The 19,692-nt window shown below is 64.8% G+C and carries 23 protein-coding genes; 8 read left to right on the top strand and 15 right to left on the bottom strand.

What is annotated here, in order from left to right:
- Window positions 1–40 precede the first annotated feature (40 nt).
- The gene (locus LCL94_RS05280; RefSeq protein WP_224831296.1) at window positions 41–1,870 is read right to left on the bottom strand and encodes a YadA-like family protein; all 1,830 of its coding nucleotides are present in this window, start codon (window positions 1,868–1,870) and stop codon (window positions 41–43) included.
- Window positions 1,871–2,142: 272 nt separating this feature from the next.
- On the opposite strand from LCL94_RS05280, the gene LCL94_RS05285 reads away from it, so the two are divergent.
- Complete coding sequence (locus LCL94_RS05285; RefSeq protein ID WP_224831297.1) at window positions 2,143–2,427, top strand: MarR family winged helix-turn-helix transcriptional regulator; 285 nt, start codon at window positions 2,143–2,145, stop codon at window positions 2,425–2,427.
- A gap of 18 nt (window positions 2,428–2,445) precedes the next feature.
- On the opposite strand, the gene LCL94_RS05290 is transcribed toward LCL94_RS05285, so the two are convergent.
- Together LCL94_RS05290 and LCL94_RS05295 are read right to left on the bottom strand one after the other, a co-directional pair.
- Window positions 2,446–3,462, bottom strand: a complete 1,017-nt coding sequence (locus tag LCL94_RS05290) for an NAD(P)H-dependent flavin oxidoreductase (RefSeq protein ID WP_160608311.1) — start codon at window positions 3,460–3,462, stop codon at window positions 2,446–2,448.
- Between the two features lie 40 nt (window positions 3,463–3,502).
- On the bottom strand, window positions 3,503–4,288 hold the full coding sequence (locus LCL94_RS05295) for a LytTR family DNA-binding domain-containing protein (protein ID WP_224831298.1): 786 nt from the start codon (window positions 4,286–4,288) through the stop codon (window positions 3,503–3,505).
- A gap of 156 nt (window positions 4,289–4,444) precedes the next feature.
- Between LCL94_RS05295 and LCL94_RS05300 the strand changes: the two genes are divergently transcribed.
- The gene (locus LCL94_RS05300; protein WP_224831299.1) at window positions 4,445–4,984 is read left to right on the top strand and encodes a DUF2306 domain-containing protein; all 540 of its coding nucleotides are present in this window, start codon (window positions 4,445–4,447) and stop codon (window positions 4,982–4,984) included.
- Window position 4,985: 1 nt separating this feature from the next.
- On the opposite strand, the gene purT is transcribed toward LCL94_RS05300, so the two are convergent.
- From purT to LCL94_RS05315, 3 genes are read right to left on the bottom strand one after another with little or no spacing between them, the layout of a single operon-like run.
- A complete protein-coding gene (purT, locus tag LCL94_RS05305) occupies window positions 4,986–6,146 on the bottom strand; it encodes a formate-dependent phosphoribosylglycinamide formyltransferase (RefSeq protein WP_224831300.1) in 1,161 nt (386 codons plus the stop codon).
- A gap of 1 nt (window position 6,147) precedes the next feature.
- Window positions 6,148–6,570 carry a DUF4279 domain-containing protein gene (locus LCL94_RS05310; protein WP_224831301.1) on the bottom strand — a complete coding sequence of 141 codons (423 nt, stop codon included), beginning with the start codon at window positions 6,568–6,570 and terminating at the stop codon, window positions 6,148–6,150.
- A complete protein-coding gene (locus tag LCL94_RS05315) occupies window positions 6,571–7,851 on the bottom strand; it encodes an aspartate kinase (protein WP_224831302.1) in 1,281 nt (426 codons plus the stop codon).
- A gap of 52 nt (window positions 7,852–7,903) precedes the next feature.
- Here LCL94_RS05315 and ubiG point away from each other — a divergent pair, with 52 nt between their 5' ends.
- Window positions 7,904–8,662 carry a bifunctional 2-polyprenyl-6-hydroxyphenol methylase/3-demethylubiquinol 3-O-methyltransferase UbiG gene (ubiG, locus tag LCL94_RS05320; RefSeq protein WP_224831303.1) on the top strand — a complete coding sequence of 253 codons (759 nt, stop codon included), beginning with the start codon at window positions 7,904–7,906 and terminating at the stop codon, window positions 8,660–8,662.
- On the opposite strand, the gene LCL94_RS05325 is transcribed toward ubiG, so the two are convergent.
- A complete protein-coding gene (locus LCL94_RS05325; protein ID WP_224831304.1) occupies window positions 8,659–9,150 on the bottom strand; it encodes a nucleoside deaminase in 492 nt (163 codons plus the stop codon). The genes ubiG and LCL94_RS05325 overlap by 4 nt on opposite strands.
- Window positions 9,151–9,216: 66 nt before the next feature.
- Between LCL94_RS05325 and LCL94_RS05330 the strand changes: the two genes are divergently transcribed.
- Window positions 9,217–9,384 carry a hypothetical protein gene (locus LCL94_RS05330; protein WP_224831305.1) on the top strand — a complete coding sequence of 56 codons (168 nt, stop codon included), beginning with the start codon at window positions 9,217–9,219 and terminating at the stop codon, window positions 9,382–9,384.
- On the opposite strand, the gene LCL94_RS05335 is transcribed toward LCL94_RS05330, so the two are convergent.
- From LCL94_RS05335 to LCL94_RS05345, 3 genes are all read right to left on the bottom strand, one after another.
- Window positions 9,378–9,725 carry an ArsC family reductase gene (locus tag LCL94_RS05335; protein WP_224831306.1) on the bottom strand — a complete coding sequence of 116 codons (348 nt, stop codon included), beginning with the start codon at window positions 9,723–9,725 and terminating at the stop codon, window positions 9,378–9,380. The genes LCL94_RS05330 and LCL94_RS05335 overlap by 7 nt on opposite strands.
- Window positions 9,726–9,844: 119 nt before the next feature.
- Window positions 9,845–10,327, bottom strand: a complete 483-nt coding sequence (gene ruvC / locus LCL94_RS05340; RefSeq protein WP_224831307.1) for a crossover junction endodeoxyribonuclease RuvC — start codon at window positions 10,325–10,327, stop codon at window positions 9,845–9,847.
- Between the two features lie 10 nt (window positions 10,328–10,337).
- Entirely contained in the window at window positions 10,338–11,084 is a 747-nt protein-coding gene (locus LCL94_RS05345) for a YebC/PmpR family DNA-binding transcriptional regulator (protein ID WP_224831308.1), read from the bottom strand.
- Window positions 11,085–11,327: 243 nt separating this feature from the next.
- Here LCL94_RS05345 and LCL94_RS05350 point away from each other — a divergent pair, with 243 nt between their 5' ends.
- On the top strand, window positions 11,328–12,020 hold the full coding sequence (locus LCL94_RS05350; RefSeq protein ID WP_224831309.1) for a DUF4136 domain-containing protein: 693 nt from the start codon (window positions 11,328–11,330) through the stop codon (window positions 12,018–12,020).
- Between the two features lie 96 nt (window positions 12,021–12,116).
- Here LCL94_RS05350 and LCL94_RS05355 read toward each other — a convergent pair whose 3' ends face one another.
- Complete coding sequence (locus tag LCL94_RS05355; RefSeq protein ID WP_224831310.1) at window positions 12,117–13,112, bottom strand: winged helix-turn-helix domain-containing protein; 996 nt, start codon at window positions 13,110–13,112, stop codon at window positions 12,117–12,119.
- A gap of 124 nt (window positions 13,113–13,236) precedes the next feature.
- Between LCL94_RS05355 and LCL94_RS05360 the strand changes: the two genes are divergently transcribed.
- Window positions 13,237–13,767 (top strand): hypothetical protein, encoded by a 531-nt coding sequence (locus LCL94_RS05360; RefSeq protein WP_224831311.1) that lies wholly within the window; start codon window positions 13,237–13,239, stop codon window positions 13,765–13,767.
- Between the two features lie 6 nt (window positions 13,768–13,773).
- Here the strand turns inward: LCL94_RS05360 and dut are convergent, their stop codons facing one another.
- Both dut and LCL94_RS05370 read right to left on the bottom strand, forming a co-directional pair.
- Window positions 13,774–14,235 carry a dUTP diphosphatase gene (gene dut / locus LCL94_RS05365; RefSeq protein WP_224831312.1) on the bottom strand — a complete coding sequence of 154 codons (462 nt, stop codon included), beginning with the start codon at window positions 14,233–14,235 and terminating at the stop codon, window positions 13,774–13,776.
- Entirely contained in the window at window positions 14,228–16,000 is a 1,773-nt protein-coding gene (locus tag LCL94_RS05370; RefSeq protein ID WP_224832664.1) for a bifunctional phosphopantothenoylcysteine decarboxylase/phosphopantothenate synthase, read from the bottom strand. Before LCL94_RS05370 ends, dut begins: the two co-directional genes overlap by 8 nt.
- A 129-nt stretch (window positions 16,001–16,129) precedes the next feature.
- Between LCL94_RS05370 and LCL94_RS05375 the strand changes: the two genes are divergently transcribed.
- On the top strand, window positions 16,130–16,513 hold the full coding sequence (locus tag LCL94_RS05375) for a hypothetical protein (protein WP_224831313.1): 384 nt from the start codon (window positions 16,130–16,132) through the stop codon (window positions 16,511–16,513).
- On the opposite strand, the gene ubiB is transcribed toward LCL94_RS05375, so the two are convergent.
- Both ubiB and LCL94_RS05385 read right to left on the bottom strand, forming a co-directional pair.
- Entirely contained in the window at window positions 16,510–18,072 is a 1,563-nt protein-coding gene (ubiB, locus tag LCL94_RS05380) for a 2-polyprenylphenol 6-hydroxylase (protein WP_224831314.1), read from the bottom strand. The two genes, LCL94_RS05375 and ubiB, sit on opposite strands and share 4 nt — an antisense overlap.
- A 2-nt stretch (window positions 18,073–18,074) precedes the next feature.
- Entirely contained in the window at window positions 18,075–18,806 is a 732-nt protein-coding gene (locus LCL94_RS05385) for a class I SAM-dependent methyltransferase (RefSeq protein ID WP_160608329.1), read from the bottom strand.
- Between the two features lie 56 nt (window positions 18,807–18,862).
- Between LCL94_RS05385 and mutM the strand changes: the two genes are divergently transcribed.
- The gene (gene mutM / locus LCL94_RS05390) at window positions 18,863–19,678 is read left to right on the top strand and encodes a bifunctional DNA-formamidopyrimidine glycosylase/DNA-(apurinic or apyrimidinic site) lyase (protein WP_160608330.1); all 816 of its coding nucleotides are present in this window, start codon (window positions 18,863–18,865) and stop codon (window positions 19,676–19,678) included.
- The last annotated feature ends 14 nt before the right edge of the window (window positions 19,679–19,692 follow it).

Genomic DNA, 19,692 nt, shown 5'->3' on the forward strand with positions numbered 1-19,692 from the left:
GGGCCGCTTTCCCTGGACGGATCGTCCGTCTGGTCGGAGATTACCAGCCGAAGATCACACCGACGCGGCCGCCAACCTTGCCGTCCTTGTTCAGGCCACCGCCGATACCGGCAGTGATGGCAATGTTGTTGCTGACGCGGATACCCGCGTTGGCGGCGATGGCATTGGCGCCTTCATAGAAGCCGCCGGCCACCGAGAGATTGAACTTGGTGTCGGGCAGGAAGCCCATGCCACCAAGGGCAATCGCCGTAGCGGTCGAGCTCGAAATGCGGTCATCGAGCTGGTCGATACGGGTTTCGATCGCGCCGACGCGGCCACCCAGGTCGGTGATCTGTGCCATTATCGCATTGTCTGCAGCGATGCGGGCGTTTTCTTCAGCCGTGATACGCTCGAGCAGCTGCGCGTCGGCAGCAGCGCGGGTTTCGGCTTCAGCGACGATCGCAGCCGAGTTGGCCGTGATACGCTCGTCATGCTCGACGAGGGTCGCTTCTGCCACCACGATACGGGCGGTGTTGCTGGCGATGTTGGTCGCGTTGGTCGTGATGCGAGCATCATGCTCAACGAGGGTCGCTTCCGCCACCGTGATACGCGCAGTGTTGCTGGCGATGTTGGCTTCGTTGGTGGTGATGCGGCCTTCGTGGTCGACGAGGGTCGCTTCGTTCGCCGTGATACGGGTCTCGTGGTCGACGAGAGTCGCTTCGTTGGCGGTGATACGGCCTTCGTGGTCGACGAGGGTCGCTTCGTTGGCGGTGATACGGCCTTCGTGGTCGACGAGGGCGGCGATCACTTCGACTTCCGAATTGGTTTCGTCGGCACGCGGGTCGCCAAGGAGAGCCTGCGAAGCGGCTGCGATGGCAGCGTTTTCGTTTTCGGCAGCTGCAACCAGCACTTCCTGGGCACGGATGTAGGTGTTGGTCGCATCGTCGAGAGCGTCGAACTGCTGCTGCTCGACCGCAGCGGCAACCGTCGCTGCTTCGGCATCGCCGGTCAGCGTGGTCAGGCCCGCAGCGTCAGCCGTGTAACCGGCGTCGGTGATCGCATCGACGAAGTCGTCGTTCGAAGCGAGCGAGGTGTCGAGTGCGGTCAGCGCATCCGACAGGTCGTCGGCAGCGGCAACGCGTGCGTCGACTGCGTCGTTGAACGCGGTCTGGGCAGCCGTAAGGTCTGCCGAAGCGGCGTTTGCAGCGGCAAGCGCGTCGGCGCGAGCTTCTTCCGCGTCCACGAGGGCCAGCTGGGCATCGGCACGATCGGCGAGCGCTGCGTTCAGGGCAGCCAGGTTTTCCGGCGTCTGGTCGGCGTCGTAAGCGGCCTGGGCAGCGTCGACGGCGTCCTGTGCGTCCGAAATCGCGACCTGGGCAGCGGTGACACCCTGGTTGGCATCGGTCAGGTCATCCGCAGCAACGTCGAAAGCGACCTGCGCGTCGTTGAGGTCGTTACCCGCAGCGGCTTCGGCACCCTGCGCGCTTGCGAGGGCTGCTTCTGCCGTGTCAACATCGGCGAATGCTTCGAGATTTTCGTCGGTCAGCGACGCTTCGACAGCCGACTGCGCGTCGGTCAGGGTCGTTGCGTTCTCGTTGGCAGCGTCGAGTTCGGCTTGGGCAGCTTCGACTTCGGCTTCGCTCGGAGCGGTCTGTTCGATCTTGCTGTCGAGGTTGTCGTATGCGCCGTCGTTGATCCCCGCGTAGCCATAGGTGCTGGCGAGGTAGTCGAAATCGTTCGGCTCGTCGCAATACACGTTGCCGCCACTGTCACGGAAGCAGGTTTCAGCAGACTGCGCCGAAGCCGGGACTGCGACGATCAGCGCGCCCCCTGCGACGCTGGTCATCAGGCCTGCGCAGATAGCGCGACCCGCATTATTCATAGTACGCATAAGTAAAACCCCTCAAAAGGTAATATGTCATTTGTTTAAAACTAGGCGACCCTAGGGCCCAGTTGGAGAGGGGCTACGCGATTTGATTTACTATTGATATTTGTTTTGAGGTCCTATATTAGATATACAAGATGCACTTGATACCGGATTATTCATAAAATAACCGGTAAGCGCTATTGGTCTCTACGCCTTCAAGTCGTCGACCGAGAGTAAACTGGGGATATGATTTATACTGCGCGTTTAATCGCGCAGCTATTGTTTGGTCGGGGCAAGTGAAGAAGATTTTGTCACAATTCGCCGCCGCCTTCGGGCAGGCGGGCATACAGGTATTCACCGTGGAAGGGCGGATCATCATCCACCTTATTTCTCACGGTGAATCGAGGATTAAGGAATTACTTCTGGCGTCCGGCTCTTCCTACCGCGGGTTCTACCTCGCGCTGGAACGGCTGAAGGCCAAGGGTATCGTCACCTCGGAACTCGACCCGCACGACCGGCGCGCGCGCCGGATCAAGCTCACCCAGCACGACGCGACGCGCAAGCTGGACGAGCTCGCCTGACGGCTTTTCCCTTACTGGTCAGCGGCGGCTGAGCGCTTCCTCGCTCTGCGCCATGAGCTTGGCGATGATGTCCGCCACCGGCTCTTCTTCCTTGAGCATGCCGACCGACTGACCGGCCATCAGGCTGCCGTTCTCTACATCACCGTCGATGACCGCGCGCCGCAGGGCGCCGGCCCAGTAATGCTCGATCTGCAGCTGGGCCTCGTCCATCGCCACCTCTTCGCGGTCGAGCCGTCCGGCCACCTCGATTTGCTTGGCGGTGAATTCTTCCGTGCCCTTGTTCTTCAGCGCGCGCACCGGAATTACCGGCAGGCGCGGATCGACCTGGACGCTGGCCACGGCATCGCGGGCGCTCGCGCGGAAGAAGGCCTTTTTGAAGTTTTCGTGCGCGATGCTTTCCTTGGCCGCTGCGAAGCGCGTGCCCAGCTGCACACCGGCTGCGCCCATTTCGAGGTATCCGGCAATCGCCTGGCCGCGGCCGATCCCGCCGGCGACGAAGATAAGGTGTTCTTCCGCCAGTTCCGGCAGCATTTCCTGCGCCAGCACGCTGGTCGAGACGGGGCCGATATGGCCGCCCGCCTCCATCCCTTCGATGACGAGCGCGTCCGCACCTGAACGCAGCAGCTTCTTGGCCAGCGCCAGCGTCGGCGCAAAGCAGATGACCTTAGCCGGATTGGCCCCGCCCTTGATGGCCTCGACGCTGCCCTTGGGCGGGATGCCGCCTGCCAGCACCACATGGCTGACCCCGGCGCGGTCGCACACGTCGATCAGTTCGAACAGCTGCGGATGCATGGTGATGAGGTTCACGCCGAAAGGCTTGTCGGTCAGCTTCTGCGTCTCGGCGATCTCGGTCTCGAGCAGTTCGGGCGTCATCGCGCCGCAGGCGATCACGCCGAAGCCGCCGGCATTGGAAATGGCCGACACGAGGTTGCGTTCGGATACCCAGCTCATCGCACCGCACAGGATGGCGGTTTCGCTGCCGAGGAACTCAGCGCCGCGCTGCATCAGGCGCGCTGTCTTGGGATAAGTCGTCATATGGGGCCGCTTACGGCGGGCCGGACCTTACGGCAAGCGGCTACAGCCAGCCTGCATCCCTGAGATCGTTTGCACGGTTGCGCGAAACCGGCGCCTCGATCCCGTTGGACAGCAACAGGCGGAGATTGCGATCCTCGCGCCTGACATCCTCCACCGCGTCGCGCGCGACCCACCAGCTGCGATGAACCTGCATGCCCTCGATTGTCGTCAATTCGGCAATGGCATCGCCAAGGCGCATCAGCACAAGCTCGCTACCCAGCGCGGTGTGGGCGCGGACATAGTGGTCCTCCATCTCCAGCGCGAGGAGCTGCGTGCCGAGATGCGGCGGCAGGCGGTCGAGAAAGCGCGGCCCGTCCTGCGCATCCGGCGATGGCGCCGTATCCGGAAGGGGAGCGGGATTGCCACCATCCCGGTCGGTCAGGACGAAAAAGCCGGTAATCCCTCCGCCGATCACGAACACATAGAGGTAGAGTTCGAAAAACCGCTCAAGCGATGGCCACGGGATCGGGCCGCCGATATGGTTCATGACCCATACCACCGCCGTCATGGGGACGGTCGCCAGCATGGCGCCGGTGAACCACAAGCCCGCTGTCGGCAGGTCGAGCCAGTCATGCAGCCGTGTGACAAGCAGGCTGACAGGCGAGTAGATCGCATATCCGATCCAGGCAAAGGCCACCCAGCTGACCAGCCGCACTGCAATCGGTAGTTCGAAACTGCCGAACGGTCCGATGAGGGCCAGGATCACGCCGATCACGGTCATGATCGCCAAATCGATCACGATCTTGCGAACGATGTGCTTTCTGCCTGCTTGGGTCGATCCCGTCATCCGGTCCAAAGTAGCGCCCATTCGCGCATCGTAAAGTGGCAAGCACGCGGAATTACGCGCATTTCGCGAAGTCGGTGTGCAGTCGGCGAAGGGCGCGTTGAACGCGAACGGCAAGCTGCCAGCAAAGGGGGCAGACGACTTCGAAAGGACCCCTGAATGACCTCGCTTGCAATCCCGGCCGACAGGAACAAGGCAATGCCCGCTGCAGGCTTCGACATCGGAACGCGCACGAGGTTCGCCGTAATGCTGGTCGCCGCTGCCCTGACTTCCTTCGCGTTCATTGCCCTGTTCCGCGGACTGACCGGACTGGCGCCCGCGCATCCCAACATCCGCGAACTGGCCATCGTCATTCATGTCAGCACGGTGCTGCCGGCCATTCCCCTGGGAAGCTATCTCCTGCTTTCCCGCAAGGGCGGCGCGCGGCACAAGCAGCTAGGCAAGATCTGGATCGCGTTCATGGTAACTACGGCCCTGTCCGCGATCTTCATCAGGACCGGCGGCAGTTTCAGCTTCATCCATCTCTTCGTGCCGCTGACGCTATGGTCGAGCTACAAGGTGATCGCCAGCGCGCGCCGCCGCGATTTCAAGAACCACCGCAACGAAATTCTCGGCCTCTATCTGGGGGCCCTGACGATCCCGGGCGTGTTCGCCTTCGCGCTCCCGGGCCGGCTCATGAATGTCTGGCTTTTCTGGTAAGTCAGTCGCCGTAGACGATCCGGACCCTGTGGGCAGCGTCGCGCGCCTTGCTGCGCGCCTCGTCCGTGTCGCTGCCCGTCGCCAGTGCGACACCCATGCGGCGGTATGGCCGGCTGGTCGGCTTGGCGAAAATGCGGATGTCGGCGCCCTGCGCCATGGCATCGGCGAGGCCTTCGTAGCCGAGCTGCTCGCTGTCGCGATCGGCGAGGATGACGGCAGAGGCCGAAGGGCGCGCCAGCATCCGGTCGGGAATCGGCAGGCCTAGTACTGCGCGGGCGTGAAGGTCGAATTCAGTGAGGTTCTGGCTGACCAGCGTGACCATCCCCGTGTCATGCGGTCGCGGCGAGAGTTCGGAGAAGATGACCTCCTCGCCCCTGACGAAGAATTCCACCCCGAACAGGCCGAAACCGCCCAGATCGTCGACGACCTTGCGCGCCATGTCCTGCGCCTTGGCGATGGCGCCGTCCGACATCGGGGTCGGCTGCCAGCTTTCCTGGTAATCGCCGCGCTCCTGACGGTGGCCGATGGGCGGACAGAAGGTGACGCCGCCTGCGTGCCGGACGGTCAAGAGGGTGATCTCGTAATCGAAATCGATGAATTGCTCGACGATGACGCGCTGGCGGTCGCCGCGCATGTTGGCGCAGGCATAGTCCCATGCCCCTTCCAGTGCCTCCTCGCTGCGGACCGTGCTCTGGCCTTTGCCCGAAGAGGACATGACGGGCTTGATCACGCAGGGGAAGCCCGTGTGCGCGGCGGCTGCGTGCACCTCGTCGAGGTTCTTGGCGTAGCGGTATTTCGACGTCACGAGGCCGAGTTCGTTTGCCGCAAGGTCGCGGATGGCATCGCGGTTCATGGTCAGCTGGGCTGCACGGGCCGAAGGAACGACGGTAAAGCCTTCGCTTTCCAGTTCGGCCAGCACCTCGGTGCGGATCGCCTCGATCTCGGGCACGATGTAGTCGGGCCGGTGCAGTTCGGCCACTTCACGCAGCCGCTCGCCATCGAGCATGGAGAAGACCTCGCGCGCATCGGCAAGCTGCATGGCCGGCGCATCGTCGTAGGCATCGCAGGCGATGACATAGGCCCCGAGCCGCTTGGCCGAGATGACGAATTCGCGCCCCAGCTCGCCCGAACCGAGAAGCAGGATCTTTGCGGTGTGTGCCATCTCAGTCAATTTCCTGTTCGGGATCACCATAGATGTCCAGATCAACCTTCAGCGATCGATCTGAGATCATTGAGATCGTCCTTGCATGCAAAGGCTGTCCGCTATTGAAACCGTCAAGCCAAAGCCCACAGAAAAGGTCGCTCTCGAAGCGAGAAGTGAGAAACTGCCAAACGTTTAAATCGTCGGTCAATTTGGCGAACAGACCGACGATCTGCGCCTCAATATCACCTGGGACGTTTCGTTCTTGCTGCAACCTCCACATACCTGTTTGGGCAGTCATCGATTTGCCTGCGGAAGTCGTAAACGTCGACCCTTTCGTCGCGCTGACAGTCGGATCACAGCCCAGTAGAGCTGTCACTTCTTCAGGGACTAAATCGTCACCAAAAAATCGAAGCGAAACAGACGATTCTTTAAGCCAACCCACTCACGCAGCCTCATCCGCGGCATCCAGCCCGTAGGCGGTGTGGAGCACGCGCACGGCGAGTTCGGTCTCGTCCTCGTCGATCATCACGCTGACCTTGATTTCCGAGGTGGTGATGGCCTGGATGTTGATGCCGCGGTCGGCCAGCGCCTGGAACATGGTCGCGGCGACACCGGCGTGGCTCTTCATGCCCACGCCGACAACGCTGATCTTGGCGATCTTGCTGTCGGTGATGAGGCGGTTGTAGCCGATCTCGTCGCGCTTGTCCTCGAGCAGCGCCTGTGCGCGGGCAAGGTCCGCCTGGGGCACGGTGAAGGTCACGTCGGTCTCGCCCTTGTCGCGGCCTACGTTCTGGATGATCATGTCGACATTGATGCCGGCCTTGGCCAACGGGTCGAAGATATGGGCGACCGCGCCGGGCTTGTCGGGCACGCGGGTGAGGATCACCTTGGCCTCGTTCTTGTCATGCGCGATGCCGGTCACGTGCTGGCGTTCCATTTCGCCCTTCTCCACCAGTTCGTTCATTTCCTCTTCCGACACGATCATCGTGCCCGGAAGCTCGTCTGCAGGGATGGCGTCGTCGCCCACGAAGCTGGAGAGGACCTGCACGCGCACGCCTTCCTTCATCGCGAGGCCGACGGAGCGCGTCTGGAGCACCTTGGCCCCCACGCTCGCCAGTTCGAGCATTTCTTCGTAGGTCACCGCCTTCAGCTTCCTCGCCTTGGCGACGATGCGGGGGTCGGTGGTGTAGACGCCGTCAACGTCCGTATAGATGTCGCAGCGATCCGCCTTGACCGCCGCTGCCACGGCAACCGCCGAGGTGTCCGAACCGCCGCGACCCAGGGTGGTCACGCGGCCGGTTTCGGCCAGGCCCTGGAAGCCGGGAATGACGGCAATCTCGCCGCGCTCCATCGAGGCGACGACTTCGTCCGCGTCGATGCCGTCGATGCGCGCCTTGGCATGCGCCTCGATCGTGCGGATCGGCAGCTGCCAGCCGAGCCAGCTGCGCGCCTTGCAGCCCAGCGATTGCAGCGTGAGCGCGAGCAACCCGCTCGTCACCTGTTCGCCGCTGGCGACGACCACGTCGTATTCGGCCGGGTCGTACAGCGCGTTCGCCTCGCGGCAGAAGTTGACCAGCCGGTCGGTCTCGCCCGCCATCGCGCTGACGACCACCGCGACCTGATTGCCGCCCGCCGCCTGCTTGCGCACGAGGTTGGCCACGCGCCGGATGCGTTCGGTCCCCGCCATGGAGGTGCCGCCGAATTTCATCACGATACGGGCCAAGCCGATAGTCTCCGTGCTGGAATGCTCGAGAACAGGCTGCTAGCCACCCCTCATGAGCGATGCAACAACCGTCACGCCAAGCAATACTTCAGGCGGCCAAACGATCCGGCCCGAAGAGGCCGCCCACTTCGGCAAGCTGGCGAAGGACTGGTGGGACCCGAAGGGGTCTTCCGCCATGCTCCACAAGCTCAATCCCGTCCGCCTCGGCTTCCTGCGCGAAGCGATCGACATCCACTGGGCAGGCGACGTGCGCAATACCCGCCCGCTCGACGGCAAGAGCGCGCTCGACGTCGGCTGCGGCGCGGGCCTCCTGTGCGAACCGCTGGCGCGCATGGGAGCGGCAGTGACCGGCGTGGATGCCGCGCCCGAGAACGTGGCCGCCGCTGCGATCCATGCCGAAGGCGTGGGCCTCGACATCCGCTACATCGCCGGGGAGATCGGCGCGCAGGACCTGGGGACCTTCGATCTCGTCACCTCGATGGAGGTGGTCGAACACGTTGCCGACAAGCGCGCCTTTCTCGCCCAGCTTGCCACGCGGCTTGCGCCCGGCGGGCTTATGGTCCTGTCCACGCCCAACCGCACCCCGCAATCGCGCCTCCTAATGATCGGGGCGGCGGAAGGTGTGCGGCTCATCCCCAAGGGCACCCACCACTGGGACGATTTCGTCACGCCCGAGGAGTTGGCCGAGCTTCTCGAGAGCGTCGGCCTCGTGATGGGCGAACCGCGCGGCATCGCTTTTTCGCCGCTGAAGGGCCTGCACCTGTCAGGCGACCTCTCGCTCAATTACATCGTGACCGCGCGCGCGGCCTAGTCGTTGGCCTGGTCTTCCTCGGGCACGTCGTCCCAGGGGCGGTAGTAGAGCTGCGCGCATTCCCCGGCCAGCACGCCGCCGACCAGTTCGAGATCGTCCTTGTAGGCATCGGCCACGAAGTCGAGCGTCGAGAGATGACGGTCCTCGAAATACATCTCGTGGACCTCCTCGCGGCCTGCGCCGTAGACGATGCGGCTCACCCCTGCCCAGATGCTGGCAAAGGTGCACATGCCGCAGGGCTGGAGCGTCGAATAGAGCGTCGCGCCCTCGATCCGCATGTCGCCGTGCGCTTTCCCGGCCGCGCGTAGCGTGACCACTTCGGCATGGGCCGTGGCATCGCAGCATTCGGCAGTCCGGTTGACCCCGCGGGCAATTTCCTTGCCGTCCAGCACCAGGATGGCGGCAATCGGCGTATCGGCAGGATCGGTGCCCTTTTCCGCCACCGCATGATCGCGCGCGGCGCGCATCCAGTCCGCGTCGCTCTTCATGATGAAGGCCCGCCAACCAAGGGTGTTAACCGGCTATTGAGGATATCTGCGTAGGCTAACCCGGTCATGCTCAAGAAGCTTCTCCTGTGCGCCGCGATCGCCCTGGGCCTGCTTTACGGGTCCGGCAGCAATCTGGGCGCCGTCAAACGGCAGATCACCAGCGCCGCCAACGACAATGCGCGCGCGGTGACGCAGGGCAGCAATGGCAATTGGGGCAACGAGAGCGGCTACTGAAGCGCCGCCGCCCAATCGCCTTGCGAAAAGCCAACCAGCAGCCCGCCATCGTGTTCCACGACGGGTCGCTTGATCATGCTGGGATGCTCCACCATCAGTGCGATCGCGCGGTCCCGGTCGATGCCGTCCTTCCGGTCGTCGGGCAGCTTGCGGAAAGTGGTGCCGCGCCGGTTGAGCAGCACTTCCCACCCCGCCGTATCGACCCATCGCGCCAGCCGGGCAGGATCCGCGCCTTCCTTCTTGTAGTCGTGGAAGGCGTAGTCGATGCCCGCCTCCTCCAGCCACTTGCGGGCCTTCTTGACGGTGTCGCAATTGGGAATGCCGTAGAGCTGGATGGTCATAAGCCCCTTCCTACAGGGTGGAACACTTGGAACACGGTCCAGGGCGAAAATCTCGCGGACCCGGAAAACCGCCCGTTTCCGGCCGTTGCGGGCCGTTCAAGGGCGATTGCGCGGCCTGCCTAGCGGGGCTGCGGCGTGTAGGAAAGGTGCGCGTCCGCTATCGCCACGGCGAGCGCATCGGCAGCATCGGCCCCGGCGATCTGCGCGCCGGGCAGCAGCACCTTGAGCATGGCCTGGACCTGGGCCTTGTCGGCCCCGCCCGTTCCCACCACCGCTTTCTTGACCAGCCGCGCGGCGTGTTCGTTGACGGCGAGCCCTGCTACCCCGCAGGCCGCCAGCACAGCCCCGCGGGCCTGCGCCAGCTTGAGCGTCGATTGCGGGTTCTTGTTGACGAAGACCTCTTCCGCTGCCGCACGGTCGGGCCGGTATTCGGCGATCACGCCTGCCAGCGCCCCCTGCAGCGCGGCGAGCCGCTGGGCCATCGGCGCCTTCGCATCGGTCGACACCTGCCCGTTGGCGATGTGCGAAATGCGGCTGCCCTCGGCCCGGATCACGCCCCAGCCGGTGCAGGAGAGCGAAGGGTCGAGGCCGAGGATCAGCACCGTGCCGGGCTCAACCGCCGAGCTTCTCCATGATCTCGTCGGAGATCTCGTAATTGCCCCAGACGGTCTGGACGTCGTCATCGTCGTCGAGCGCGTCGACCAGCTTCAGCAGCGTGCCGGCGCTGCCTTCGTCCATGTCGACGGTGATGTTCGGCTTCCATGCGAGCTTGACGTTCTCCGCCTCGCCCAGCGCCTTCTCGAGGTCCGAGGCGACCTGGTGGAGGTCGTCGGCGGCGGTCCAGATCGTGTGGCCGTCCTCGCTGCTTTCCACGTCCTGCGCCCCGGCTTCGATGGCGGCTTCGAGGACCTTTTCCTCGTCGCCCGCGCTCGCCGGGTATTCGATCAGGCCGAGCCGTTCGAAGCCGTGCTGCACGCTGCCTTCGGTGCCGAGGTTACCGCCGTTCTTGCTGAAGGCGGTGCGCACGGCAGTGGCGGTGCGATTGCGGTTGTCGGTCAGCGCCTCGACGATCAGGGCAACGCCTGCCGGGCCGTAGCCTTCGTAGCGCACTTCCTCGTAGTTCTCGCCGTCGGTGGCCGATGCCTTGTCGATCGCGCGCTGGATATTGTCCTTCGGCATCGACTGGGCCTTGGCCGCGTTCACCGCGAGACGCAGGCGCGGGTTCATGTCAGGGTCGGGCATTCCCATCTTCGCGGCCACGGTGATTTCGCGACTGAGCTTGGAAAACAGGTTGGAGCGCTTCTTGTCCTGCGCACCCTTGCGATGCATGATGTTCTTGAATTTGGAATGGCCGGCCATGGCTGACGATCTGCCTTGCTTGGGAATGGGTTGAATCGCCGCGTCCCTTAGCCCTTGTCGCACCGCGCCGACAAGCCTTGCGGACAGGCACATCATTTGTGAATCCGCCTATTCAATGCCGGTTCATGGCCAAAGCTGTACAAGTCATGACATTCGCTGGCAGATTGTCTTGGGGAAAGGGCAGGCTGCACCATGAAAACCAAATCGTGTAAGCTCATCGCCAAGACGCGAAAGGACCGAGCCATGACTACCCGCAAGCAGGGTTTGGGGCGCACGCTCAAGCTGGCCTCCGTACCCGTAATCCTCGCAAGCCTCGCCGCTTGCGCTACGCCGTTCAAGGCCGACGTGACCCGTTTCGAAACGCAGCTTCCCGCCCCCACGGGCGAAAGCTTCTTCGTGGTGGCCGACGATCCGGCACTGGCCGGCGGTCTCGAATTTTCCATGTACGCCGACCAGGTCGAAGCGCAGATGGAGCGTCTCGGCTATGCGCAGGCCGCATCGGCCGATGCCGCCACCCTGCTGGTCCGGTTCGATTACGGCGTCGACAAGGGCCGTGAGCGCGTGCGCACGACCGGCTTTGCCGACCCGTTCTACGACCCGTGGTACGGCTATCGCGGCTATTACGGCTCGCGCTACTATCGCACCCGCTCGGGCTTCTACCGGCCGCGCTATCTCGGTAGCCGCTGGGGCTTCGGCTTCTACGACCCGTGGTTCGGCAGCCCGGAGGTGACCAGCTACACCGTCTATACCAGCGGTATCGACATGAAGATCGACCGCGCCGCCACAGGCGAGCGGCTGTTCGAAGGCAAGGCGCAGGCCCTGTCGACCTCGAACCGCCTGCAGTACCTTGTCCCGAACCTGGTCGAGGCCATGTTCACCGACTTCCCGGGCAATTCGGGCGAGACGGTGCGCATCTCGATCAAGCCGGAAAAGTAACAGTCCGCCGCTCCATGTGAGCGGACCGATATCGCCTCCCCGCGGGGAGGCACACGAAGGGCGGCCATGGATCGGGCCGCCCTTTTCGTATCCCCTTCAGCCGCGCGCCGCGATCCGGTGGGCAGCGGCGATAGAGGTGGTGAACAAGACGGCTTCGAACAGGATGGTCCCCGTGCCGAGCGCGAATGAACCCAGACCGTCGAGCAGCAGGCGCGAATCGGGGAAGCGGCCCTGCAGTTCGTGGAGGCTTCCGGCAAACAGGCGTCCCCCGGCAATCGCGATGAGTGTGCCTGCCGCAAGTCCCGCGGCGAGCGTGCCTGCCGATCTGCCTATTGCGCTCGCCCGTGACCTTGCCAGCGCCGCGCCCGTCCCGGCGGCCAGCCCCAGCACCAGACCTTCGAACAGACCCGTGACCTGCCCCAGTGACTGGCCGGTCAACAAGGCCACTCCGTCGAGGCTGAGCACCTTGCCGAAACCGCCGACGACGAGACCGCCGAGTCCTGCCCCAGCGACCAGCCAGAGCGGCGTTTGGGGCGCAAGCGTGCGCGCGGCTGCCATGCCCAGCCCGATGCCCGCCCCGCCCAGCACGCCGAGGCAGGCGGCCAGAAGTGCGAGGAGCAGCGCCGCCTGCCCGCTCCCGCTTGCCGCGATGCCGTAGACGAGGCCGCCGACCATCCCCGCTGCCCCGCCGCCCAGCGTCGTCGCCCCGGCAAGGCGGCCGGCAGCGCTGCGTGCTGGCGTGAGCGTAGGCTGCTCATGCGACGGTGCGCCGTCATCGACCTCGCACAGGAAGCGGTAGCCGTGCTTGGGCACCGTCTGGATGAAACGCGGGGCCGATGCCTCGTCCTCCAGCGCGCGGCGCAGCGTGCGCACGCACTGGGTCAGCGCCTCGTCGGTGACGGGAATGCCCTGCCACACCTCGTCCATGAAGCGGTCCTTGGTGACGAGCGCGCCGCGCGCCTCGACCAGCAGCACCAGCGCATCGAAATAGCGGCTGCCCAGCTCCACCGGCTCGCCCGCGCGCGCCAGCCGGCGGTTCGCCAGGTCGAGCGTGAAGGCGTCGAACCGCAGGATGTCGGGTGTGTCTCCCATCGCCAGACGCTTAGGCGATGAGGCGGGCGTGATGAAGGGTTTCAGTGATTGCTCACGAATTGCTCATGCCGCTTATCACCGTTTCGGGCAGGCCGCGTCCATTGCTACACGAGGACGCAGGACCATGACCCAAGACAGGATTTCGAACCGCGGCTGGCTGAACGGCTGGCGCATTGCCGGATGGGGCGCGCTGCTGGCGCTGCTCGCCCTACCCGCCATCGCGATGCAATTCACCGCCGAAGTCCGGTGGACGGGGACCGACTTCGTATTTGCGACCATCCTGCTATGTGCCCTTGGAGGGGGCGTCGAACTTGCGGTGCGCATGGGCAAGGGCGCATGGCACCGGGCCGGCCTGATCGCGGCCGCGCTGGCCGGTTTTGCAACCGTCTGGATCAATGCCGCAGTCGGCATCATCGGAGAGGGAGCGATCAATGCCGCCTTCCCCGTCATGACCCTCATCGCGCTAGTCGCCAGCCTCGCCATGCGGCTGCGGGCGCGCCCGATGATGCGGGTGTGCATGGCCATGGCGACAGGCGTGCTGGCAGTAGGCCTTGCGGCCGAATACACATCGCAGCCGGACTGGGGCCCGGTGCTATTCTTCGTGGCAGTGTGGTCGGTGCCTGCCTTACTGCTCCATCTCGCTTCGCGCGAGTAAGGCCCGTCAGACGAGCTTCGCGTGTCCGCCGGTAGAGCCGAAACCGCCGGCACCGCGGCTGGTATCGTCGAGTTCCTCGACCTCGTCCCAGGCGGCCTGCACTACTGGGGCGAGCACCAGCTGCGCGATGCGATCACCGCGCGCGATGGCGAAATTGTCCGGCCCGTGGTTGATCAGGATGACCTTCAGCTCGCCGCGATAGTCGCTGTCGATCGTGCCCGGCGTATTGGGCACGGTGATGCCATGCTTGAGCGCAAGGCCCGAGCGCGGGCGGACCTGGATTTCGAAGCCTTCGGGAATCGCCATAGCAAGACCGGTCGCGACCGCATGGCGCTGGCCCGGCTTGAGCGTCACCGCTTCGGCAGAGAGCACGTCCATGCCCGCTGCCCCGCCGGTTGCGTAATGCGGAAGGTCGAGGCCGTGCCCGTGGGGCAGGCGCTTCACCTTCACGCCGACCGGATCAGTCATGCTCGTCCTCTTCCGGCGTTTCGACCAGTGCTTCGGCGGCGCGGCGCACCAGTTCGCGGGCGACGTCGTCCTTGGCCATCTCGGGCAGGCTTTCGACGCCCTTGCTGGTGACGATGTGGACCTGGTTGAGATCGCCGCCCATCACGCTTTCGCCCACGGCGCCCGACACGTTGTTGGCGATGATCCAGTCCGCGCCCTTGCGCTTGCGCTTGGTCTTGGCGTTCTCGACCACGTTTTCCGTCTCGGCCGCAAAACCGATGAGCAGGTGCGGACGCTTGCGACCCGCAGCCACGGCGGCGAGGATATCGGGGTTTTCGGCAAGGATGAGCGCCGGCGGGGCGGAGCCGCGCTTCTTCATCTTCTCGTTGGCGACGTGCTTGCTCTTCCAGTCGGCCACGGCGGCGACCATGAAGGCGGCATCCGCGGGCAGCGCATTGCGCACTTCCTCGGCCATGTCCTCTGCCGTTTCGACATCGATGCGGTCGACGCCCGGAGGGGTCGGCAGGTGCACCGGCCCGGCGACCAGCGTGACGCGCGCGCCAGCGGCGGCAGCCATGGCGGCAATCGCAAAGCCCTGCTTCCCGCTGGACCGGTTGGCGATGTAGCGGACCGGGTCGATCGGCTCACGCGTCGGGCCCGCTGTGACCAGCACGTGCTTGCCGTAAAGCGGGCGGTGTTCGGGATCGGGATCGAATTCGGGCTGGCCGGCAAGCGGGGAGTCGTCGAAATCGACCTCCTGCGTCTGCACGTCGTCCGCGACCGGCTGCGGCATGGCGCGGGCATCCTTGCGCGCAACCGTGTGATTGAGCGCCTCGGGATCGATCGGTGGTGCGGCTGCGGCCCCGCCCTTCTTTGCGAGCAGCGGTCCGGCGAGGTCGGGATCGATCTCGGTATTCTCGACCAGCGCCTCGGCATCGAGCATTTCGGGTTCGGGCAGGTCCTCGAGCTCTTCGTATTCCTGCTCGATTTCCTCGTGCGTGCGCTTGGCGGTGGAACGCGGGATGATCATCGACAACAGGCCGCCAAGGCCGCCGCCGGTCTTCTCCAGCTCTTCCTCTTCTTCCGGCTCCAGCGCCTCCACCTCGGGCTCGGCTTCCGCTTTCTTCTTCTTGGAAGCGGGCGGGGCGAGCTGCGGCGCGGGCGCGGCGAGTTCGGGCAGGTCGATGTCTATTTCGAGTTCGGCCGCGATCTTCTGCAGGATGGCGACCGGTTCGGGCAGGCGGCCGGGGCCGAATTCACCGCAGGCCATCGGGCCTTCGTCCGGGTCCATCACGCGCACGCCTGCCTGGCGCAGCCAGTCGGCATTGCGCTGGGTGGCGGAATGCTCCCACATCTTCACGTTCATCGCGGGCACGGTCAGCACCGGCTTGTCGGTCGCGAGGATCAGCGTGGTGGCCAGATCGTCGGCAATGCCTGCCGCCATCTTGGCGAGCAGGTCCGCCGTGGCGGGACACACGACCACGAGGTCGGCATCGCGCGAAAGCTGGATATGGCCCATCTCGACCTCGTCCTTGAGATCGAAGAGCGAGGTGTAGACCTTCTTGCCCGACAGCGCGGCGAGCGCCATCGGCGTGACGAACTGCTGGCCGCCTTCGGTCAGCACGCAGGTCACTTCGCCGCCCGCCTTGCGGATCAGGCGCACGAGTTCGCACGACTTGTAGGCCGCGATACCGCCGCCGATGACGAGCAGGATCCGGGGCCCGCTCACGCGCCCTTCCCCGTCACGATGGTCCTGCGCGGCGTCCGCGCTGATCGGCTGGTGCATTCCCATTGCGTCATCGTTGCGCTTGCTAGCGCCCCCTGTCCGTCATTGCCAGCACGCAAAACGCGCGCGATTGCCCGAATACCCATGGCACCCTATGGTTTAAAAAAAGGAAACGGAGGGGTTTCGCAGATGAATTTCATTCTCGCATCGCTGATTGCGCTGGGCGCATTGCTCGACCTGGTGCTGGGCGTCAGCTTTCTCGTCGACCCGGCGCTGGCCGGCGTCGACTTCGGCCTGACGGCAACAGGCGCGATGGGATTGTCCGCCATGCGCGGCGATTTCACCGCTTTCTTCCTCGTCTCGGCCATCTTCATGGGCTGGGGGGCATGGAAGCGGCGCGGCGACGTGCTGCTGCCGGCACTGATGTTGTTTGCCATCGCCTTCACCGGCCGGCTGGTGAATCTTTTTGTGGTCGGGACGTATGACGGCTGGTGGCAGCCGATAACGGTCGAGGCGCTCCACGTTGCAGTGCTGGCTTTCGCCATGCTGCAGTGGCGGGGCAATCCGGCCTAGCCGATCCAGCCCTGCGCGGCGGCCAGCCAGCCGGCCAGCCCGGCGCCTGCCGCCACCACCAGGTAGCCCAGCAGTCCGCGGCTGCGTTCGCGGCGCGCGCGCCGTTCCCACATCAGCTCGACCTCGGGCAGCGGGGGCGGTTCGGGCGCGCCGCCCTTGGGCGGGTAGCGTTCCTCTATCCGGCGCACGAGTTCCGGAATGCGCAGCAGCGTTTCCGTATCGGTCCTGATACGGTCGGCAATCGCCGCTTCCGGCCCAAGCTCGTCGCGGATCCAGCTGCGCACGTAAGGCGCGCTGGTGTCCCACATGTTGATCTGCGGGTTGAGCTGGGTGGCGATCCCTTCGACCATCACCATGGTTTTCTGCAGCAGCAGCAAGTGCGGCTGCGTCTGCATGTCGAAATCGCGGGTGATGGCGAACAGGCCGTCGAGCATCTGGCCGACCGACAATTCGCTCACCGGCTTGCCGCGCATGGGTTCGCCCACCGCCCTCAGCGCCGTCGCGAACTCGTCGACATTGTGATAGCTCGGCACGTATTGCGCCTCAAAATGGATTTCGGCGACGCGTTTGTAATTGCCCGTCGTCAGGCCGTAGAGGATTTCCGCCAGCCACATCCGCGCCTGCCGGTCGATGCGGCCCATGATCCCGAAATCGATCGCCGCGATGGTCCCGTCCGGTTTCACGAACAGGTTCCCCTGGTGCATGTCGGCATGGAAGAAACCGGCCGCGATCGCCTGCTTCAGGAAGGCGAGGACGAGGCGGCTGGCGAGTTCTTCGGTATTATGACCTGCGGCCTTCAACGCCTCGACATTGCTGATCTTGATGCCGTCGATCCAGTCGACCGTCATCACGCGGCCGTTGGTGCGATCCCAGTCGATGCCCGGGATCTCGTAGCCTTCGGTACCGACCATGTGTTCGGCCAGTTCCGACGCGCTTGCCGCCTCGCGCCGCAGGTCTAGTTCGCGATTGGTCCAACGCTTGAAGTTGGCGATGACGAGGCGCGGCCGCAGGCGCGCGGCCTCGCCGCCCATCGCCTCGACATGGGCGGCAGCCCATTCGTAGGTGTCGATGTCCTTGGCGAACTGTTCGCGCACGCCCGGGCGCAGCACCTTGACCGCGACCTGCCGGCCTTCGGTTGTGACCGCGCGGTGGACCTGCGCGATCGAAGCCGCACCCACGGGCACGGGGTCGAATTCGGAATAGAGGCTTTCAAGCGGCTGCTCGAAGCTTGCCTCGATGCTCGCCTTGATCTTGTCGAAGCCGACCGGCGGCAGGTCGTCCTGCAGTTTCAGCAAATTGCGCGCGGCATCCTCGCCCACGAGATCGGGACGTGTCGCGAGCGTCTGGCCGAGCTTGATCGCAGCCGGGCCGATGTCGCGGAAGGCGCCTGCGTAGTCCGGCTGGCGCGATTTGATCGTGCCGATGCTGAACAGGGCAATCAGGCGCTTCACCGGAGGCGGGGTGTTCGGATCGTTCTGGATTCCGCGCAGGGCACCATGGCGCGCGAGGATGCGCGCCCAACGACCTAGTCGCCAGATATGCGTTGCGGGGCGTGCCACCCTTAGACTTTCCACCCCGAATGGATCGCGACGAGGCCGCCCATGATCGGCTCGACCCGCGTGTTCACGAAACCGGCGTCACGGATCATGCCTTCGAAAGCGGGCATGTCAGGGAAGCGGCGGATCGATTCGATGAGGTAGCGGTAGCTGTCCTCGTCGCCCGCGATGGCCTTGCCGATCTGCGGCACCAGCTTGTGCGAATAGAGGTCGTAGGCTTCCTTGAAGCCCGGCCATTCGACGGTCGAGAATTCGAGGCAGTAAAAGCGACCGCCGTATTTCAGCACGCGGTGCGCCTCTTTCAGCGCCTTGTCGATGTGCGTCACGTTCCGGATACCGAAGGCGATGGTATAGGCATCGAAGATCCGGCTGGAGAAGGTCAGTTCCTCGGCGTTCTGCCGGCTCCAGACGAGGCCGTCGATCCCGCGCTCCATCGCGCGTTCGATGCCGACGTCCAGCATGTCCTGGTTGATGTCGGACACGGTCACGCTGGCACCCTTGGCAGCCATGCGGAAGGCGATGTCGCCCGTGCCGCCCGCCATGTCGAGGATCGCTTCGCCCGGCTGCGGCTTGACGCGCTTGACGAAGCGGTCCTTCCACAACCGGTGCATGCCCGCGCTCATCGCGTCGTTCATGATGTCGTATTTGGCGGCGACATTGGAAAAGACCTCGCCCACGCGGCCGGTCTTCTCGCTGGCGTCGATGTCTTCGTAGCCGAAGGAAACGGTGTCGTTCATGGGGGCGTGCCTTAGGGGGAATTGAGCGGAGCGCAAAGGGTGTTAGAGGGGTTTTCATGCCCGAGTTACCTGAAGTCGAAACAACGGTGCGCGGCCTTGCGCGGTTCCTCGAGGGCGAGACGATCACCCGCGTGGTGGTCAACCGCCCCGACATGCGCCGCCCCTTCCCCGCCGATCTGGTGCAGGCGCTGACCGGCGCGAGCGTGACGCACCTGTCGCGCCGGGCGAAATACGGCCTCGTCCATACCAGCCGCGACCATGCGATGGTGTTTCACCTCGGCATGAGCGGGCGCTGGCGGATCGATCCGGGCGAGGACGACAAGCACGACCATCTCGTTCTCGAGACGGCTGGTCACCGCTTTGCGCTAAACGACCCGCGCCGTTTCGGCTCGGTGGACCTGATGACCAATAGCGAGCTGGTAACGTGGAAACCCTTCGCTGCGCTGGGGCCGGAACCGCTGGGCGATGCGCTGACCGCCGAACATTTGCGCGAAGAAACGCGCGGACGAAAACAGGCGATCAAGCTGCTGTTACTGGACCAGCGGATCGTGGCGGGCCTCGGCAATATCTACGTCTGCGAGGCGCTGTGGCGCAGCGGCATCCATCCGGGGAAGGCAGGCGGCAAGGTGACCATGCCGCAGCTGAGGCGCCTCGTCCCCGCCATTCGCGAGGTGCTCGAACAGTCGATCCGCGACGGCGGCAGCACCTTGCGCGATTTCGCCCAGCCCGACGGAAACCTCGGCTATTTCGCCACCCGCTTCAGCGTCTACGGCCGCGAGGGCGAGCCCTGCCACCGCGAGGACGGCGGCACCATCCGCCGCATCGTGCAGGGCGGGCGGAGCACGTGGTTCTGCCCGGTCTGTCAGAGGTGAAAGCCTTCGTGGGG

Source organism: Qipengyuania gaetbuli, from assembly GCF_020171365.1.
GTDB classification, from domain to species: Bacteria; Pseudomonadota; Alphaproteobacteria; order Sphingomonadales; family Sphingomonadaceae; genus Qipengyuania; species Qipengyuania gaetbuli_B.

Excerpts from the sequence above, each read along its gene's own strand:
- LCL94_RS05280 (WP_224831296.1), bottom strand. The coding sequence starts at position 1,870 with ATGCGTACTATGAATAATGCGGGTCGCGCTATCTGCGCAGGCCTGATG.
- LCL94_RS05325 (WP_224831304.1), bottom strand. The coding sequence starts at position 9,150 with ATGAAGAGCGACGCGGACTGGATGCGCGCCGCGCGCGATCATGCGGTG.
- LCL94_RS05350 (WP_224831309.1), top strand. The coding sequence starts at position 11,328 with ATGACTACCCGCAAGCAGGGTTTGGGGCGCACGCTCAAGCTGGCCTCC.
- LCL94_RS05385 (WP_160608329.1), bottom strand. The coding sequence starts at position 18,806 with ATGAACGACACCGTTTCCTTCGGCTACGAAGACATCGACGCCAGCGAG.
- dut (WP_224831312.1), bottom strand. The coding sequence starts at position 14,235 with ATGACTGATCCGGTCGGCGTGAAGGTGAAGCGCCTGCCCCACGGGCAC.
- LCL94_RS05335 (WP_224831306.1), bottom strand. The coding sequence starts at position 9,725 with ATGACCATCCAGCTCTACGGCATTCCCAATTGCGACACCGTCAAGAAG.
- LCL94_RS05300 (WP_224831299.1), top strand. The coding sequence starts at position 4,445 with ATGACCTCGCTTGCAATCCCGGCCGACAGGAACAAGGCAATGCCCGCT.
- LCL94_RS05345 (WP_224831308.1), bottom strand. The coding sequence starts at position 11,084 with ATGGCCGGCCATTCCAAATTCAAGAACATCATGCATCGCAAGGGTGCG.
- LCL94_RS05360 (WP_224831311.1), top strand. The coding sequence starts at position 13,237 with ATGACCCAAGACAGGATTTCGAACCGCGGCTGGCTGAACGGCTGGCGC.
- LCL94_RS05375 (WP_224831313.1), top strand. The coding sequence starts at position 16,130 with ATGAATTTCATTCTCGCATCGCTGATTGCGCTGGGCGCATTGCTCGAC.
- LCL94_RS05290 (WP_160608311.1), bottom strand. The coding sequence starts at position 3,462 with ATGACGACTTATCCCAAGACAGCGCGCCTGATGCAGCGCGGCGCTGAG.
- ubiG (WP_224831303.1), top strand. The coding sequence starts at position 7,904 with ATGAGCGATGCAACAACCGTCACGCCAAGCAATACTTCAGGCGGCCAA.
- purT (WP_224831300.1), bottom strand. The coding sequence starts at position 6,146 with ATGGCACACACCGCAAAGATCCTGCTTCTCGGTTCGGGCGAGCTGGGG.
- LCL94_RS05370 (WP_224832664.1), bottom strand. The coding sequence starts at position 16,000 with ATGCACCAGCCGATCAGCGCGGACGCCGCGCAGGACCATCGTGACGGG.
- LCL94_RS05330 (WP_224831305.1), top strand. The coding sequence starts at position 9,217 with ATGCTCAAGAAGCTTCTCCTGTGCGCCGCGATCGCCCTGGGCCTGCTT.
- LCL94_RS05355 (WP_224831310.1), bottom strand. The coding sequence starts at position 13,112 with ATGGGAGACACACCCGACATCCTGCGGTTCGACGCCTTCACGCTCGAC.
- LCL94_RS05295 (WP_224831298.1), bottom strand. The coding sequence starts at position 4,288 with ATGACGGGATCGACCCAAGCAGGCAGAAAGCACATCGTTCGCAAGATC.
- mutM (WP_160608330.1), top strand. The coding sequence starts at position 18,863 with ATGCCCGAGTTACCTGAAGTCGAAACAACGGTGCGCGGCCTTGCGCGG.